This is a genomic window from Pseudomonas corrugata (assembly GCF_001269905.1).
Lineage (GTDB): Bacteria > Pseudomonadota > Gammaproteobacteria > Pseudomonadales > Pseudomonadaceae > Aquipseudomonas > Aquipseudomonas corrugata.
Genome location: NZ_LHVK01000006.1, coordinates 118,426 through 133,617 on the forward strand (window position 1 = coordinate 118,426; position 15,192 = coordinate 133,617).

Consider the following 15,192-nt stretch of genomic DNA (forward strand, 5'->3'; position numbering starts at 1 on the left):
GGCCTATCGGGAGCCGCTATATGAAGATCAAACGCGTCACCGTCACCCCCATTGCCTTTCGCGATCCGCCATTGCTCAACGCCAGCGGCATTCATGAGCCGTTTGCGCTGCGCTCGATCATTGAGATCGAGAGTGACAACGGCTACATCGGTTTGGGCGAGAGCTACGGCGATGCGCCGGCTCTGGCGATCCAGCAGCAAGTGCAGGACCAACTGATCGGCCTGGACCCGTTCAACCTCAACCAGTTGCGGGCCATCGTCCAGGCCACCGTCGCCGCTCAACGGCCCGCCAGCGTCGCAGGCGCTGAACTGGCACCGGGTTCCCATGCGAGCAAGGCAGTGAGCAATGCCTACTCGGCATTCGAAGTGGCCTGCCTGGACCTGCAGGCCCACTACCTGAACGTGCCGCTGGTGGATCTTCTGGGTGGGGCGATTCGCGAGGAGATACCGTTCAGCGCATACCTGTTCTTCAAGTATGCCGAGCACATCGATTCGCCGTATCCACCGGACAGCTGGGGCGAGGCGCTCAATGAACAGCAGATCGTCGCCCAGGCTCGGCGCATGATCACCGACTACGGCTTCAAGAGCATCAAACTCAAGGCCGGCGCTCTGGAGCCGGAGCATGAAGTGGCATGCATCAAGGCGCTGAAGCAGGCGTTTCCTGGCTACCCGTTGCGCATCGACCCGAATGCCAACTGGTCGCTGGAAACCTCCATTCGCATGGCCGGACTGCTTGGCGACGACCTGCAGTATTACGAAGATCCGACACCGGGGCTGGAGGGCATGTCCGAGCTGCACAAGCGCACCGGCCTGCCGTTGGCGACCAACATGGTGGTCACCGATTTCGACGAGTTTCGCCGCAGCGTGGCGCTGAACAGCGTGCAGATCGTGTTGGCCGACCACCATTACTGGGGTGGTCTGCGGGACACCCAGGCGCTGGCGAAAATGTGCGACACCTTTGGCCTGGGCGTGTCGATGCATTCGAACTCGCACCTGGGCATCAGTCTGATGGCCATGGCCCACGTGGCCGCCGCGGTGCCGAACCTGGACTACGCCTGCGACACCCATTACCCCTGGCAGGAGCCGGATGAGGAGGTGATCAAGGGGGGCAAGCTGCCGATTGTCGATGGCTGCGTGAAGATCACCCGGGCACCGGGGCTCGGGCTGGAGCTGGACCGGGATCAACTGGGCATGCTGCATGAACAGTTCCTGCGCTGCGGCATTCGCCAGCGCGACGATGTGCGGCAGATGCAGCGCTACCGGCCGGACTGGAAGACCGTCAAGCCGAGGTTCTGAGTGGGTGCGAGGGGGCCTGTGGGAGCAAGCTTCCTAGCCACAGGAGCTTCGCTGCCACAGCCCCGTGGGAAACCCTGTGGGAGCCGAGCTTGCTCGCGATGACGGCGCTACATTCAACAGAAATGCAAGCTGACACACCGCCATCGCGAGCAAGCTCGGCTCCCACAGGTTTCATTGTTCGCCCACCGATCAATCGGCTCACACCCAAAGTACCGCGCCCATAGGCATGGCAGTCGTACACCCAAACTGCCGCGCCGGGCCGGCGCTTCCAAAGCACTCGCCAATTGCCTCCAAGGCAGCGTATGGCGGGGCCCTCAGCCTTTCGATAATCGCCTCCGACATCCCGTCCCCTGTTGCGGAGCGCGCCATGCACAACAATAAAAATACCCGTCGCCGTTTTATGCCTGCGGTCATCGCCAGCCTTTCGACCCTTGGCCTGACGCCTTTGGCTCAGGCCGAAATCATGCTGTACGACAAGGATCAGACCACCTTTTCCACCGATGGCTACATCAACGCCTTCTACGTCAACAGTGACGTGGACCGGGCGGGGGAGCAGTACGACCGGCGCCAGGCGCGGGTCAAGATGGGTTTCCTGCCCAACTACCTGGGCTTCAACATGAGCAAGCAGGTCGATGACCTCAAACTCGGCGCCCGCGCGTCGTTCTGGGTGACCATCAACGACAGCGAAACCAACGGTACCGATACTGCCATTGATGTGCGCCAGTTCTATGGCACCGTCGCCAACCCGGAGTGGGGCGAGGTGTTGATCGGCAAGGACTTCGGCCTGTTCGCCCGCTCCAATATCCTGCTCGACGAATTGCTCGCCGGTTACGGCCAGGTCAGCGACACCCTGGGGCTGGTGGACGGTGGCGGTGTGTCGTTCGGCAACATCGGCAGCGGCTATCCCTATCCATTCCCGACCTCGCAGATCACCTATCGCACCCCGGTCATGGACGGGCTACGGGTGGCGGTGGGGATCATGGATCCGGTGGACACCAATGACAGCAGCGCCACGGGCAAGGCTTATCAGGAGAACCCGCGCACCGAGAGCGAGATCACTTACCAGTTCGACCTCGGTGGCGCGAAAATCTACAGCTGGCTCAACGGCAGCTACCAGACCTCGGACAACACCGACTCCACCGTCGAGTCGGTGACCTCCAAAGGCCTGGGTTATGGCGTGCAAGCGAAGATGGGTGGCCTGTCTCTCACCGGCTCCGGATTCCAGGCCAAGGGCATCAACCCGTTCTTCACCAACAACGCCGGCGAAGCGACATTGCGCAACGTCGACAGCAAGGGCTATCTGCTGCAAGGCTCCTACAAGCTGGGCAAGAACCGCCTGGCGTTGTCCTACGGCAAGACCGATGACGATGGAAACGGCGTAGTAGGCAGCGGCGCTGATTACGAAACCCGCGGCATTGCGCTGTTCCATGACGTCAACGACAACCTCAAGCTCGTGGCCGAGTACAACCAGTTCGAAATCAACGGCCATGACACCAGCGCCCAGAACGAGGACACCGATACGTTTGCGGTGGGGGCTGTGTTGACCTGGTAATACCTAAGGCAACACAACCCCTGTGGCGAGGGGATTTATCCCCGCTGGGCTGCGAAGCGGCCCCTTTTCAGTCACCCCAGCTTTGTGTCGACTGAACTATTTTCCGGGGCCGCTTCGCGACCCAGCGGGGATAAATCCCCTCGCCACAAAGGGATTCGGTGTTCGAGAGTTTGTGGTGGCCCCAGCCGTGCGCATCGCGGCCCGGGCCGCCACCGTTCTCATCCCATGGAAGCGCACACCCGCTACCCAAGTAGCATTCGTGGGGCCGGCGCGGCTTCGTACACTCAAGGCTCCTGTCACGGAGGCGAAGATGCAGGCCCAGAGCGAAGGCGTGGTAAGCGCGATGTCCCAGGCAATGGATGTCGAGCAGGTGGCCCAGGAACTGGCGCGGCAGTTGCTGCATCCGTACCTGGGCTTCGTGCTGTTTTTCTGTTCCGCCGAGTACGATCTGCCGGCTCTTGGCCAGGCGCTGTCGCAGAGTTTCGGCGGGATTCGCCTGGTGGGTTGCACCAGCGCAGGGGAAATCACCGCCCAGGGCTATGGCCGCAACTGCGTGACGGCGGTGGGGTTCGATCACCGGCATTTTTCCATTGCCGCCGAACTGATAGGTGAGATGGGGCACTTCAGCCTGATCGATGCCCAGCAGATGGTCGAGCGACTGGCGAGCGGCTGCCGCAGCAACGCCTTGGCACCGATCAAGGGCCACAGTTTCGCATTGACCTTGCTTGATGGTCTGTCCAGCCGCGAAGAGATGGTATTGGCGGCATTGAGCGCTGCCCTTGGGGACATCCCGCATTTTGGCGGCTCGGCCGGCGACGACAATTACCTGACCCATACCCACGTGTACTTCGAAGGCCAGTTCCACAGCGGTGCGGCCGTGGTGGTGCTGATCAATACCTGGCTGGAATTCGAGGTGTTCACCACCCACCACATCCTGCCCCGGGAAGAAAAACTGGTGGTGACCGGCGCCGACAGCGCTTCGCGCCGGGTCTATGAACTCAATGCCGAACCCGCCGCCGAGGAATACGCCCGGCATATCGGCGTGCCGGTGAGTGCCCTCGACTACCGGGTGTTCGCCGCCCATCCGTTGGCGGTGCGCATCAACGACCAGTATTACGTGCGGGCCGTCCAGCAGGTGCACCCAGACCTGAGCTTGAGTTTTTATTGCGCGGTGGAGAACGGCATCGTCCTCACGGCGATGGCCCCGGGCCCCTTGCTGAACAACCTGGAAAACCTCTTTGACGGCTTGCAGGCGCGTCTCGGTGATCTGTTGCTGACGATCGGCTGCGACTGTTTCCTCAGGCGCCTGGAGCTGGAAGATCGCGGTGGCCTGGAGCAGATCGGCCAGTTCCTGCGCAAACAACGGGTGATGGGTTTCAACACCTACGGAGAACAGTTCAATGGCATGCATATCAACCAGACCTTTACCGGAGTTGCCATTGCCCGACATCGCGTCCCCGGCCATCGCTGATCTGCAGGCGCAGATTGCCGGACTGCAACACGAAAACCACAAGTTGCAGCGCATCAACGCAGCGCTGATCGAGCGGGTGGAGTCCGGCGTGACCCGGGGCAGCGACCCGTACGCGGCGTTCCAGCATTCGGTGGTGCTGGCCGAGCAGGTGCGCGAGCGCACCGATGCACTGAACCAGGCCATGGCCGAGCTCAAGGCCGGCAACCATTTACTTGGTGAGGCGCGGCTGCGGGCGGAAACGGCCCATCGGTACCTGATCGACGCCATCGAGAGCATTTCCGATGCGTTCGTGCTGTTCGACGCACAACAACGCATCGTCCTGTTCAACAGCCGTTTCAAGGCATTCTGGGCCCACAGCCGGGTGCGCATCATGGCCGGGATGCGGCTGGGCGAGGTCAAGCGGCTGATGACCGCCAATGGACTGTTCAGCGAAGAAAATCGCGGCCAGGATGATGAGCATGTGTTGTATCGCTTGCAGAACGGTCGCTGGTTGCAGGTCAGCGAACGGCCGACCCAGGAAGGTGGCCGGGTGATCCTGTTCACCGACATCACCGACGTCAAACTCAGTGAGACCGTGCGCCGCGAGCAGGCCATCGCGCAGAAATCCCACCTGTTGCAGCGTGCGGTGGACAACCTCTCCCAGGGCGTGGCGATGGTCAACGCCCAGGGCGTGCTGGAGTTGTGGAACCGACGTTTCCTGGAGCTCAGCGGCCTGGCCCCGGTGGCGGCCCACCGGCCGTTCAACGAAGTGATTGCCGACAGCGAACTGCAACTATTGACCCCGGCCAGCCGCGACAGCAATGGTCGATTGATTCATGAACGCGAGCAGCGCCTCTCCGATGGCCGGGTCCTGGAAATCCGCACCCATCCGCTGCCCACCGGTGGCTACGTCAATACCTTCACCGATATTACCGAGCGCTATCAGCACGCTGAGGCGTTGAGTGAAAGCGAGCGCTGGATCCGGCTGATCACCGACCATGTGCCGGCACTGATCGCCTACCTCAATGCCGACCTGGTCTATGAGTTCACCAACAAGGTCTACGAACAGTGGTATTGCTGGCCCCGTGGCGTGATGCTCGGCCAGAGCCTGCGCGAAGCCCACAGCGAGCAGCACTATCAGCGCCTGGAGGCCTATGTGGCCCGGGCCCTGGCCGGGGAGAGCGTGACGTTCGAATTCGCCGAAACCAACATCAACAACCAGGAGCGCTACATGTTGCGCTCCTACGTGCCGAATCGCTTGGCCAACGGCGAAGTGGTGGGGATTTTCGTGCTGATCCGCGACATCACCGAACGGCGACGTACCGCCGAGGCTTTGCACCAGGCCTATCAGAACCTGGAACAGCGGGTCCAGGAGCGCACGGCTGAACTGACCACCCTCAACGAACAGTTGCTGCGCGAAATCGACGAGCGCAGCCGCGTGGAGCTGCGCCTGCGTGAAGCCAAGCGCGAGGCCGAGCAGGCCAACCTGTCGAAGACCAAGTTCCTGGCGGCGGTCAGCCACGATTTGTTGCAACCGCTCAACGCCGCGCGGCTATTCACCAGCGCCTTGCTCGAACGTCGTGAGCCAGTGGCGAATGCGCATCTGGTGCGCAACGTCAGCAACTCCTTGCAGGACGTGGAGAACCTGTTGGGTACTCTGGTGGACATTTCCAAGCTCGATGCAGGAGTGATCAAGGCGGACATAGCGCCGTTCGCCCTCAGCGAGTTACTTGGCAACCTGGCCGCCGAATACGCCCAGGTCGCCCGCAGTGAGGGGTTGGTGCTGCGCTTCGTGCCTTGCTCAGTACTGGTGCGCAGTGACATGCAGCTACTCGCCCGGATCCTGCGCAACCTGTTGAGCAACGCCATCCGCTACACCCCCAGCGGCCGCCTGGTGTTGGGGTGCCGGCGCCAGGGGCAGCGGGTGTCGATCCAGGTCTGGGATTCCGGCATTGGCATCGCCGAGGATCGCCTGGAGGAAATTTTCCAGGAGTTCAAGCGCGGCGATGTACAGCGTCCGGACCAGGACCGCGGGTTGGGCCTGGGCCTGGCGATTGTCGAGAAGATCGCCGGCATCCTCGGACACCGGATCCAGGTGCGCTCGTGGCCGGGCAAGGGTTCGATGTTCGCCATCGACGTGCCGCTGAGTGCCACCGCGCCCAAGCCTGTGCCATGCGTGGACATGAGTGAGCCAATGCTCGAACGCTTGCGCGGGGCGCGAATCTGGGTGCTGGATAACGACGCGGCGATCTGTGCGGGTATGCGTACCTTACTCGAGGGATGGGGTTGCCATGTGGTGACCGCACTATCGGAGCAGGACCTGGCGCGCCAGGTGGACAACGAGCACACCGAGGTGGACCTGCTGATCGCCGACTATCACCTGGACAACGACCAGAACGGCGTCGACGCCGTGGCCCGGATCAACGCTGGCCGCGAATCAGCGATCCCGGCGATGTTGATCACCGCCAACTACAGTAATGAACTCAAGCAACAGATCCGCGAGCGCGGGCACACCCTGATGCATAAACCGGTGCGGCCGATGAAGCTGAAGATTGCGATGAGTCATTTGCTGGGCCAATCCAACCGTCCCTGAGCCGAACACTTTTTGTGGCAAAGCAACTGTAGGAGCAAGGCTTGCTCGCGATGCAGGCGCTGGAGTGTCAGAAAGAACACTTGGCCTTCATCGCGGGCAAACCTTGCTCCCACAAAGTTTCTCCCCCGCAAGGACGCAGAACATCAACGCCGCAGATACGCCCCGAAATCAATATCCCCCGCACTGAGAATCGCCTGCACCCGGTTGTGCACGTTGAGTTTGCGCAGAATCGCCGAGACGTGGGCCTTGACCGTGGTTTCGGCGATGTCGAGGGTGTAGGCGATCTGTTTGTTCGATTCGCCCTTGGTCATGCGCTCGAGCACCAGCAGTTGCTTGCGGGTCAAGGCCTGGAGCAGTTCGGGCGGGAAGGCCGGGGTTTCGTTCAGGCGCCGGCCTACCGGGTTCTTCTGGGTACGGATGATGTCCGGTGGCAGGTACACGTTACCGTTGAGGATCTGTTCGATGGCGTCGGTCATCTGCGAACGTGGCGAGGATTTGGTGATGAACCCCACCGCGCCGTAGGTGATGGCCTGCAAGACAATCTGTTTGTCCTGTTCGGCCGAGACGATCACCACGGGAATGGTCGGGGCCTCGTTGCGCAGGTTGATCAGGCCATTGAGGCCGTGCATGCCGGGCATGTTCAGGTCCAGCAGGATCAGGTCCAGGTCGTCGTGCTCGGTAGTCAGGGCCAGGGCGCTGTCCAGGTCGGCGGTTTCCATGACCTCGCTGCCAGGAAAACCGTCGCTGATGACGTTATGGATGGCTTCGCGAAACAGTGGGTGATCGTCGGCTATCAGGATTTTATACATGGCCATTCACCTCATTATTGTGTTTTGGCTGGAGCAGTTGCACGCACGTTCAAGATCAGGGAAACGGTTCAGGCCGTGCAGCTTGAAGGGGCAGGTGGGCAGCCTCCCACGCATCGACGCCGTCGCGGTACCAATACAGATGCTTATAGCCCATGGCTGCGGCGCGTTTTACCGCGTTCCAGCTCAGCCAGCAATCGGAGCGGCAATAAAAGACCAACGGTTGATCCGCACGCCCGGCGGTGGCCTGGCGCAGGTGGTGAGCGAAGTAATCCTGCCAGGTCGGGTCGAGCTCGCCGTCGCCGGTATTGGCCAGCCAGAGACTGCCGGGGAGATTGGTGTGGGGCTCGTTGTCGATGAAGCGTCCCTGGACCCAGGGCCGACGGTAGACGTCGATCAACACCGGGGTGGGGGTCTGTTCGAGCAATTGCTGCAACGCCGGGGTATCGACCGTCCGGGCGCCTTCCACTGCGTCGGGGGTGGGACTGCGATACCGGTCGATGCGATAGCCCTGGGGGGAAAACAGTGCCGTGTCGGCCTGCGCGACATTCAACGACAGGCCCAGCAAGACGACCGCCAGTAAACGGAGCATAGGATTGGTCCTTGTTGTTATGCGTCCATTACATGACAGGGTCGCGGTCTTGGGAATGCGACCATGGACAGGGAAAGCAGTACTAAAGTCGTAATTTCTGGCCTTTGCACAATGGTCTTTACGCCCGCGAACCCTGTGGGAGCCGAGCTTGCTCGCGATGGCGGTGGATCAGCTTGCCGCGATGGTGGCTGTGCCGCCGTCATCGCGAGCAAGCTCGGCTCCCACAGGGGGATGTTTTCCTTCAACGGGATCGTATCGGTTTGGATCAACCGGCCTTGCGCAGCGCCGCATGCTGCGGGTTGAACGTCCACACCGCCAGCAGGGCGAACGCCAGGGTCAACCCCGCGCACACCGTCATCGCCAACAGATTGAACTGGCCATACAAGGCATAACGCACCAGCTCCACGCCATGGGTAAACGGGTTCACCGCACACAGCCAGTACAGCCACGGGCTGGCTTCGAGCATCTTCCACAGCGGATACAGCGCGGAGGACAGAAAGAACATCGGGAAGATCACGAAATTCATCACCCCGGCGAAGTTCTCCAGTTGCCGGATCGCATTGGACAGCAGCAGGCCCAGGGCGCTGAGCATCAGCGCCACCAGCAGCAATGCCGGCAGTGCCAGTAACATGCCTGTTGCTGGCGGCTGGACGCCGTATAGCCAGGCGATGGCGAGGAAGGCGTAGACCTGCAGCAATGAGATCAACGAAGTCGCCAGTAGTTTGCTTGTGAGCAGAAAGGCACGGGGCAGGGGACTGGTCAGCAGCACCCGCATGCTGCCCATTTCCCGGTCGTAGACCATCGAGAGCGAACCCTGCATGCCGTTGAAGAGCAGGATCATGCAGGCCAGGCCTGGCACGATGTACACCTCGTAGGGAATATAGGTGTCATAGGGCGCAATGATCGCGATGCCCAGTGCTGCACGAAAACCGGCGGCGAACACCAGCAGCCATAGCAGCGGACGTACCAGGGCGCTCAGCAGCCGTGTGCGCTGCAATACGAAGCGCAGCCATTCGCGCATGACGATGCCGCTGAAACATTGCCAATACGCGTTCATGCATGGACTCCCGAGGTGGTCAAGCGAGTGAAGGCCGACCCCAGGGTGCCGCCATGTTCCTGGCTCACGTCCTCGGCGCGGCCGCTGGCGACCAGGCGGCCCTGGTGCACGATCAGCAGGTCGTCGCAAGGTTGTACTTCGTCCAGCAGGTGGGTGGTCCAGAGCACACTGATGTCTTGTTCGTCGCACAGTTGGCGAATGTGCCGGCCCAGGGCCAGGCGGCTGGCCGGGTCGAGGCCGACGCTGGGCTCGTCCAGCAGCAACAGGCGGGGTTCGTGCAGCAGCGCCCGGGCGATTTCCACCCGGCGACGATGCCCTCCGTTGAGGTCGCGGACCCGTTCATGGCGTCGCTCGGTCAATTGCTGACGGGCCAGCTCGGCATCGATCCGCGCCATCCCTTCGCGTCGCGACAAACCGTGCAGGGCGAGGTGATAGCGCAGGTTCTGTTCGACGCTCAGGTCCAGGTCCAGGGTACTTTGCTGGAACACCACGCCCAGCTGTTGCAGGGCCGGCCGTGGAGAATGTTGCATGGAATGGCCGCCGACCCGGATCTCGCCACGCTGCACATCGTAGAGGCGCGTGAGTAGGGCGATCAGCGTGGATTTGCCGGCGCCGTTGGGACCCAGCAACGCAGCGAAGCGCCCAGTGGCGACACTGAAACTCATCTGCTTGAGGGCTTCGCGCGGCCCATAGGCAAAGCTCAGGTCGCTGACCTCCAGGGCGCTCATGGCGTCACCACCACACCCCAGGGGTAGCGCCCGACCTTCACCGACTTGAGCACCTTGCGGCTCTGCACGTCGATCACCGAGACATCGCCGCTGACGCCGTTGGTTGCCAGCAATTGACGCTGGTCCGGGGTAAATGCCAGCTGCCAGACCCGGCGGCCTACCAGCAGGTAATCCAGGATCTCGAAGGTCTTGGCGTCAATCACCGCCACATGGTTGGCCGGGCCCAGGGCGACAAAGGCCAGTTGGCCGTCGGCGCTGAGCTTGACGCCTACCGGCTGGACCTTGTCCGGATGAACGCCTTTGATCTGGAAGGTCAGGGTCTTGAGTACCTTGCGGGTGGCGACATCGAGAATCGTCACGGTGCCACCGATCTCCGCCGAGGCCCAGAGCTGGGTGCCGTCGCGATTGAACTCGACGAAGCGTGGTCGCTGATCCACCAGCGTGCTGTCGGCCAGGGTCTGGGTGCTGGTGTCGATCCAGTGCAGCATGTTGGTGGTTTCACTGGTATTGACCGTCCACTTGCCGTCGGGGCTGACGGCCATGCCCTCGGGCTCGACACCGACGCCGATCTGGCTCAGCACTTCGGAGGTCTGGGTGTCGATGACGGTCACCAGCGCGTCGTCTTCGTTGGAAACGTAGAGCCAGCGGTCGTTGGGGTGCAGGGCAAACTGCTCCGGATCCTTGCCGGACGGCAGCTCCTTTATGATCTTGCGGGTGGCGACGTCCATCACCTGGACCCGGTCCGAATCGCTGGCGCAGATGTACAGCAGGCGATTGTCGTGGGACAGCAGCAGACCCCGCGGACGTTGGCCCACCGGCAGGGTTTCGACCACTTCCAGGCTCTGCATGTCGATCAGGCTCAGGCTGTTGTCTTTCTCGTTCGAGACCCAGGCGGTGCTGGCGGCGGCAGGGCCGGTGGCGAGCAAGACCGCGCCGAGGGCGAGAACCTGGCGCAGCAGGATCGGTTGAAACAGCGGGCGGCGCATGGCGGTTTTCCTTATTGTTGTTTTCGATCAGGGGTAGCGGCAGCTCACTTCGGGCCGGTCGTAGCCCAGGCTGTCCATTTCATTGCTGGGGTGCAGGAAACCGTCCTGGGGCGAGGTGCTGACCAGGGCCCGTGGCTGGACCAGGGGAATCGGTTGGCGCAGTTGTCCGTTCCAGGGGCGATAGCTGAGCTTGCGCCCCTTGAAACCATCCAGCGGCAACTGATCACTCAAGGCCAGTTGACGGATGGCGAACGGGTCGGCCTGGCGCAGTTTGCTCACTGCGCTGGCGACGCTGCGCACGGCGATCCAGGCGGCGAAGTCGCGGTCGTTCATCCAGCGCCCGGCCAAGGCCTCAAAGCGTTTTTGCAGCTGCGCCGCACCGTAGGTTTCGACGGTCTTGTGCCAACCGGTGGGGGTCAGCCCCTGTGTGCCGGCCACCGGACGCGGGTACCAGGTCTGGTAGGGCAGGTACTCGCCGAAGTCGCCGCGCTCATCGGCCACCAGCACCACGTCGTATTCCGCGGTCTGGGTGAACAGCGGCATATCGGCCTGGGCGCTGCGGCGTTGATCATTGTCGAACTGCCAGGTTTTCTCGGCCACGGTCTTCAGGCCGAAGCGTTTCATGGCCCGGCGCAGGGCGCTGGCATAGGCCTGGTCCTCGGGCGTCTGCCCAACAATCAGCAACGCCTTCTGCCATTTGCGCACGACGCTGAATTGCACCAGGGCGTCGGCGAGCATGGCCCGGTCCGGCAGGCTGTGCAGCACGTTGCCCAGGCAGTCGGTGGTGCGCAGGCTGTCGTCGGGGCTGCCGGCATTGAACAGCAAACTGTCGGGCAGGGCGGCGCTGAGCTGGCGCAGGCTGGCGACCGGGGCGTTGACCACGAACAGCCGCAGGCCCTGCTCATGTTGCGCGCGGGCGGACTCGAGCAAGGCTTCGGGGCTGTCGACGCTGGCGCTTTCCAGGCGGTAATCCTGTTTGAGAAAACGTCCGGTGCTGTTGCTGTCGATGATCGCCAGCTCGGCGCCGCGCAAGCCTGCGTCGGTGGGCTCGGTGATGACGTTGGACAGCAGGGGCCCCGGATCGGGACGGTAACCCAGGTATCCGATGCGCACCTGCAACGGCGCGACGTCCTCGGCCTGGACCGTGGCGGCGGCCATCAGAGCGATCAAGGTGAAACTGGCGAGCCGGCGCATAACACCTCCATTGCAGGTGACGCCAGCATAGGAAGCCCTTGATCAGGGGGGAATATGCAGAAAGTACCGCCGGGGCAGTACCAAGGTAGTAGCTCGCCGTCGACGTCGGGGTTTTAGGATGCAGGCAATCGTCATTCATCAGGGAGCGGACAGACCGTGCAGACTTTCAAAGCGTTGCTTCTGCCGTTGTTGCTGATCCTGAGTCTGATTGGGGTTGATCGGTTGTCCGGCGGTCACCGCGGCCCCCCTGTGGGAGCGAGCCTGCTCGCGATAGCAGTGGTCCAGCCGGCAGAAAGGTTGGATGTGCCGCCGTCATCGCGAGCAGGCTCGCTCCCACAAGGGCTTTGTGTCGATTCAGTGATGGGGTGTTGAGCATGTCGGCCCTGTGGCGGATCAATCTGTGGGTGACGGTCTTCTTCGGCCTGGTCACGCTGGCTTGTGCGAGCCTGTTGCTGCATCAGGCCATGACCGACGTAAAGCGCGAGCTGCAATCGGCCGGTTCCGTGGTGCAATACCTGCGCGAGACCGCCGAGCGCGATCCGACCAGGCTCCAGGAGCGCCTGACCGGCAGCTTGCGCCATATACGGGTGCGCTGGCAGGCGCCGGGGGATCGCCCCCCGACGGGTATCGACAGCGGACTGAAGGCCTGGCTCGGCCGCCAACTGCTCGTCGATGGCCCTGCGCCTCAAGTGGTGAGCCTGGGCGACGGTCGTCGGGCTTGGATCGCCGTCGATCCACGGGATGAAATCGAGGAAATCCTCGATTCGCTGGTGCAACTGCTGGGCGTCTGCGCCCTGGCCCTGTTGCTCAGTCTGTTGGTTATCCGCTGGGCGGTGCGTCGGGGCATGCACTTGCTGGATGAGCTGCTCGACGCACTGCGCCAGGTATCGGCCGGCGATCTGCGGGTGCGCCTGCCCGCCGAAGGCATCCCGGAGGCGCGGCAACTGGCGGGGCACTTCAATCGAATGACTGCCGCCCTGGCCCAATCCCAGGCCGATAACACCCGGCTCACCCAGGCACTGCTGGCTGTGCAGGAACAGGAACGGACCCATTTGGCCCAGGCCCTGCACGATGATCTGGGCCAATACGTGGCTGGTATCCGTGCCCGGGCCTGCCTGCTGCGCCTGGTCACCGACCAGCCGTCGGTACTGGAACAGACGGTCTGCCAGCTCGAAGATCACTGCGAGCACTTGCAACAGGGTTTTCGGGCGCTGGTGCACGACCTGTACCCGGTGGTGTTGCAGCACTTGCCGCTGGACGAAGCCATCGGATTGTTGGTGAGGCAATGCCAGGACACCCATGGCATTGCCTGCGAGCTGCGGATCGATGCCGCGTTGCCGGCGTTGTCCGGTCCAGACAAGACCCATCTGTATCGCCTGGTCCAGGAGGCGCTGACCAATGTTGCCCGTCATGCCAGCGCCACCCGGGTACGGATTCGTCTGCGTCAGCGCGGCGGACGTCTGCGGCTGCTGGTACGCGATAACGGCCTGGGGGCGACGCCGCCGCCCCGACCGGGAGTCGGCCTGCATTCGATGTCCGAACGGGCTCGCAGCCTGGGCGGCGAGCTGCGAGTCATCTGTCGCCCCGGTGCCGGCTGGGCGCTGGCCTTGAACATCCCCCTGGAGGCGCGATGAACATTTTGTTGGTGGATGACCATGCCGTGGTTCGGCAGGGTTTCGCGAGCCTTCTGCGGGCCTTGATGCCCGATTTGCAGGTCCGAGAGGCGGCCACGGGCGAAGAGGCCCTGAGCCAGGTGCAAGAGCAAGTGCCTCACCTGGTGATCATGGATTTCGGCCTGCCCGGCATCAGTGGCCTGGAAACCACCCGGCGCCTGCGCCAACGCCTGCCGCAACTGCGCGTGCTGTTCTTCAGCATGCACGATGAGTTGCCGCTGGTGCGCCAGGCGCTGGACGCCGGCGCCGCGGGTTACCTGACCAAGAATTCGGCGCCCCAGGTGCTGGTGGAGGCGGTGCGGCGGGTATTGGCCGGCCATGCCTACATCGAACAATCCCTGGCGACCCAACTGGCCTGTGCCAGCTCCCGGCACGACGCCGACCCGCGCCTGCAATGCATGACCCAGCGCGAGCTGGAAATCTTCGTCATGCTCGCCAAGGGCACCCCCGCGCGCACGATCGCCGAGCAGCTGTGCATCAGCGCCAAGACGGTGTCCAATCACCTGACGTTGCTCAAGAGCAAGCTGCAGGTCAGTTCCCATGCAGAGCTGGTGCATTTGGGGATCGACATGGGCGTGGTGCGGGTGGCGCGGTGATTGTGGGCACTGTGAGTTACTCGGCCCAAGACGTTGGACACCCGGTACAACCCTCCATGTTAGCCCCCTGGAAATTCCCGTAGTGCTGACGTGATCCGCTCAGGTTAGCCTGTTCCAGGTTGCTTTCCCCCAGCTTGGCTTCCTGCAGGTTGGCGTCGCGCAGGTCGGCGTCCTTGAGGTCAGCCTTGCTCAGCCAGGCCATTTCCAGGTCGGCGGCTTGCAGGTTGGCGCCGTGCAGGCGCGCGCCCGACAGTCGGGAGAACTGCAGGTACGCGGCGCTCAGGTCGGCGTCCTGGAACTGCGCGCCCTGGGCGAACAGCCCCCAGCCCTGAATAGCCTTGAGGGTGGCGTCGGTGAAGTCTGCCAGGCGCAGGTTGCTTTGTTGCAGGCTGGCGCGGGTCAGGTTCGCGCCTTGTAAACGGGCTTTCTCCAGGTTCGCCAGATCCAGCCGCGCATGGCGCAGATCGGCACCCCGCAGGTCCGCGCCGCTGAGGTTCATCTTGCGCAGGTCCTGATTAGCCAGTTGAGCACCGCGTAAATCGGCGCCGGGGCATTGGCTGGATTCGGCGATGACGCAGCCGTTAATGGTCAGGGGAGTATCGGTGTCGTCGGCGTGGGCGTTGAGGGCGAGCAGCAATGCAAGGGGTAAGTAATTCATGGCAGTAAACTC

At 62.9% G+C, this 15,192-nt stretch carries 13 protein-coding genes; 6 read left to right on the forward strand and 7 right to left on the reverse strand.

Annotated elements, in window-relative coordinates:
• Positions 1-20 precede the first annotated feature (20 nt).
• From AD665_RS08720 to nahK, 4 genes are all read left to right on the forward strand, one after another.
• On the forward strand, positions 21-1,295 hold the full coding sequence (locus AD665_RS08720) for a glucarate dehydratase family protein (protein ID WP_053191749.1): 1,275 nt from the start codon (positions 21-23) through the stop codon (positions 1,293-1,295).
• 367 nt (positions 1,296-1,662) lie between these two features.
• Positions 1,663-2,847, forward strand: coding sequence for a porin (locus AD665_RS08725; protein WP_024777723.1), 1,185 nt, complete (start codon positions 1,663-1,665; stop codon positions 2,845-2,847).
• A 310-nt stretch (positions 2,848-3,157) separates the two neighbouring features.
• Positions 3,158-4,318 carry a nitric oxide-sensing protein NosP gene (gene nosP, locus AD665_RS08730; RefSeq protein WP_053191751.1) on the forward strand — a complete coding sequence of 387 codons (1,161 nt, stop codon included), beginning with the start codon at positions 3,158-3,160 and terminating at the stop codon, positions 4,316-4,318.
• Entirely contained in the window at positions 4,248-6,890 is a 2,643-nt protein-coding gene (gene nahK, locus AD665_RS08735; protein WP_231995034.1) for a hybrid sensor histidine kinase/response regulator NahK/ErcS', read from the forward strand. The genes nosP and nahK overlap by 71 nt, the downstream gene beginning before the upstream one ends.
• Positions 6,891-7,033: 143 nt before the next feature.
• Here nahK and AD665_RS08740 read toward each other — a convergent pair whose 3' ends face one another.
• From AD665_RS08740 to AD665_RS08765, 6 genes are all read right to left on the reverse strand, one after another.
• Positions 7,034-7,699, reverse strand: a complete 666-nt coding sequence (locus AD665_RS08740) for a response regulator transcription factor (protein WP_024777720.1) — start codon at positions 7,697-7,699, stop codon at positions 7,034-7,036.
• Between the two features lie 55 nt (positions 7,700-7,754).
• Positions 7,755-8,288, reverse strand: coding sequence for a PQQ-dependent catabolism-associated CXXCW motif protein (locus AD665_RS08745; protein ID WP_053191752.1), 534 nt, complete (start codon positions 8,286-8,288; stop codon positions 7,755-7,757).
• 265 nt (positions 8,289-8,553) lie between these two features.
• Positions 8,554-9,345, reverse strand: a complete 792-nt coding sequence (locus tag AD665_RS08750; protein WP_024777718.1) for an ABC transporter permease — start codon at positions 9,343-9,345, stop codon at positions 8,554-8,556.
• Positions 9,342-10,073 carry an ABC transporter ATP-binding protein gene (locus AD665_RS08755; protein WP_024777717.1) on the reverse strand — a complete coding sequence of 244 codons (732 nt, stop codon included), beginning with the start codon at positions 10,071-10,073 and terminating at the stop codon, positions 9,342-9,344. The genes AD665_RS08750 and AD665_RS08755 overlap by 4 nt, the downstream gene beginning before the upstream one ends.
• A complete protein-coding gene (locus tag AD665_RS08760) occupies positions 10,070-11,059 on the reverse strand; it encodes a YVTN family beta-propeller repeat protein (protein ID WP_024777716.1) in 990 nt (329 codons plus the stop codon). Before AD665_RS08760 ends, AD665_RS08755 begins: the two co-directional genes overlap by 4 nt.
• A 27-nt stretch (positions 11,060-11,086) precedes the next feature.
• Positions 11,087-12,253 carry an ABC transporter substrate-binding protein gene (locus tag AD665_RS08765; protein ID WP_024777715.1) on the reverse strand — a complete coding sequence of 389 codons (1,167 nt, stop codon included), beginning with the start codon at positions 12,251-12,253 and terminating at the stop codon, positions 11,087-11,089.
• Between the two features lie 374 nt (positions 12,254-12,627).
• Between AD665_RS08765 and AD665_RS08770 the strand changes: the two genes are divergently transcribed.
• Both AD665_RS08770 and AD665_RS08775 read left to right on the forward strand, forming a co-directional pair.
• Positions 12,628-13,887: a HAMP domain-containing sensor histidine kinase gene (locus AD665_RS08770; protein WP_024777714.1), complete on the forward strand. Its 1,260-nt coding sequence runs from the start codon at positions 12,628-12,630 to the stop codon at positions 13,885-13,887.
• Positions 13,884-14,522 (forward strand): response regulator, encoded by a 639-nt coding sequence (locus AD665_RS08775; protein ID WP_024777713.1) that lies wholly within the window; start codon positions 13,884-13,886, stop codon positions 14,520-14,522. Before AD665_RS08770 ends, AD665_RS08775 begins: the two co-directional genes overlap by 4 nt.
• A 16-nt stretch (positions 14,523-14,538) precedes the next feature.
• On the opposite strand, the gene AD665_RS08780 is transcribed toward AD665_RS08775, so the two are convergent.
• Positions 14,539-15,180: a pentapeptide repeat-containing protein gene (locus tag AD665_RS08780; RefSeq protein ID WP_024777712.1), complete on the reverse strand. Its 642-nt coding sequence runs from the start codon at positions 15,178-15,180 to the stop codon at positions 14,539-14,541.
• Positions 15,181-15,192 lie beyond the last annotated feature (12 nt).

Coding starts and splice junctions, on each gene's coding strand:
- AD665_RS08720 (WP_053191749.1), top strand. CDS start 21: ATGAAGATCAAACGCGTCACCGTCACCCCCATTGCCTTTCGCGATCCG.
- AD665_RS08725 (WP_024777723.1), top strand. CDS start 1,663: ATGCACAACAATAAAAATACCCGTCGCCGTTTTATGCCTGCGGTCATC.
- nosP (WP_053191751.1), top strand. CDS start 3,158: ATGCAGGCCCAGAGCGAAGGCGTGGTAAGCGCGATGTCCCAGGCAATG.
- nahK (WP_231995034.1), top strand. CDS start 4,248: ATGGCATGCATATCAACCAGACCTTTACCGGAGTTGCCATTGCCCGAC.
- AD665_RS08740 (WP_024777720.1), bottom strand. CDS start 7,699: ATGTATAAAATCCTGATAGCCGACGATCACCCACTGTTTCGCGAAGCC.
- AD665_RS08745 (WP_053191752.1), bottom strand. CDS start 8,288: ATGCTCCGTTTACTGGCGGTCGTCTTGCTGGGCCTGTCGTTGAATGTC.
- AD665_RS08750 (WP_024777718.1), bottom strand. CDS start 9,345: ATGAACGCGTATTGGCAATGTTTCAGCGGCATCGTCATGCGCGAATGG.
- AD665_RS08755 (WP_024777717.1), bottom strand. CDS start 10,073: ATGAGCGCCCTGGAGGTCAGCGACCTGAGCTTTGCCTATGGGCCGCGC.
- AD665_RS08760 (WP_024777716.1), bottom strand. CDS start 11,059: ATGCGCCGCCCGCTGTTTCAACCGATCCTGCTGCGCCAGGTTCTCGCC.
- AD665_RS08765 (WP_024777715.1), bottom strand. CDS start 12,253: ATGCGCCGGCTCGCCAGTTTCACCTTGATCGCTCTGATGGCCGCCGCC.
- AD665_RS08770 (WP_024777714.1), top strand. CDS start 12,628: ATGTCGGCCCTGTGGCGGATCAATCTGTGGGTGACGGTCTTCTTCGGC.
- AD665_RS08775 (WP_024777713.1), top strand. CDS start 13,884: ATGAACATTTTGTTGGTGGATGACCATGCCGTGGTTCGGCAGGGTTTC.
- AD665_RS08780 (WP_024777712.1), bottom strand. CDS start 15,180: ATGAATTACTTACCCCTTGCATTGCTGCTCGCCCTCAACGCCCACGCC.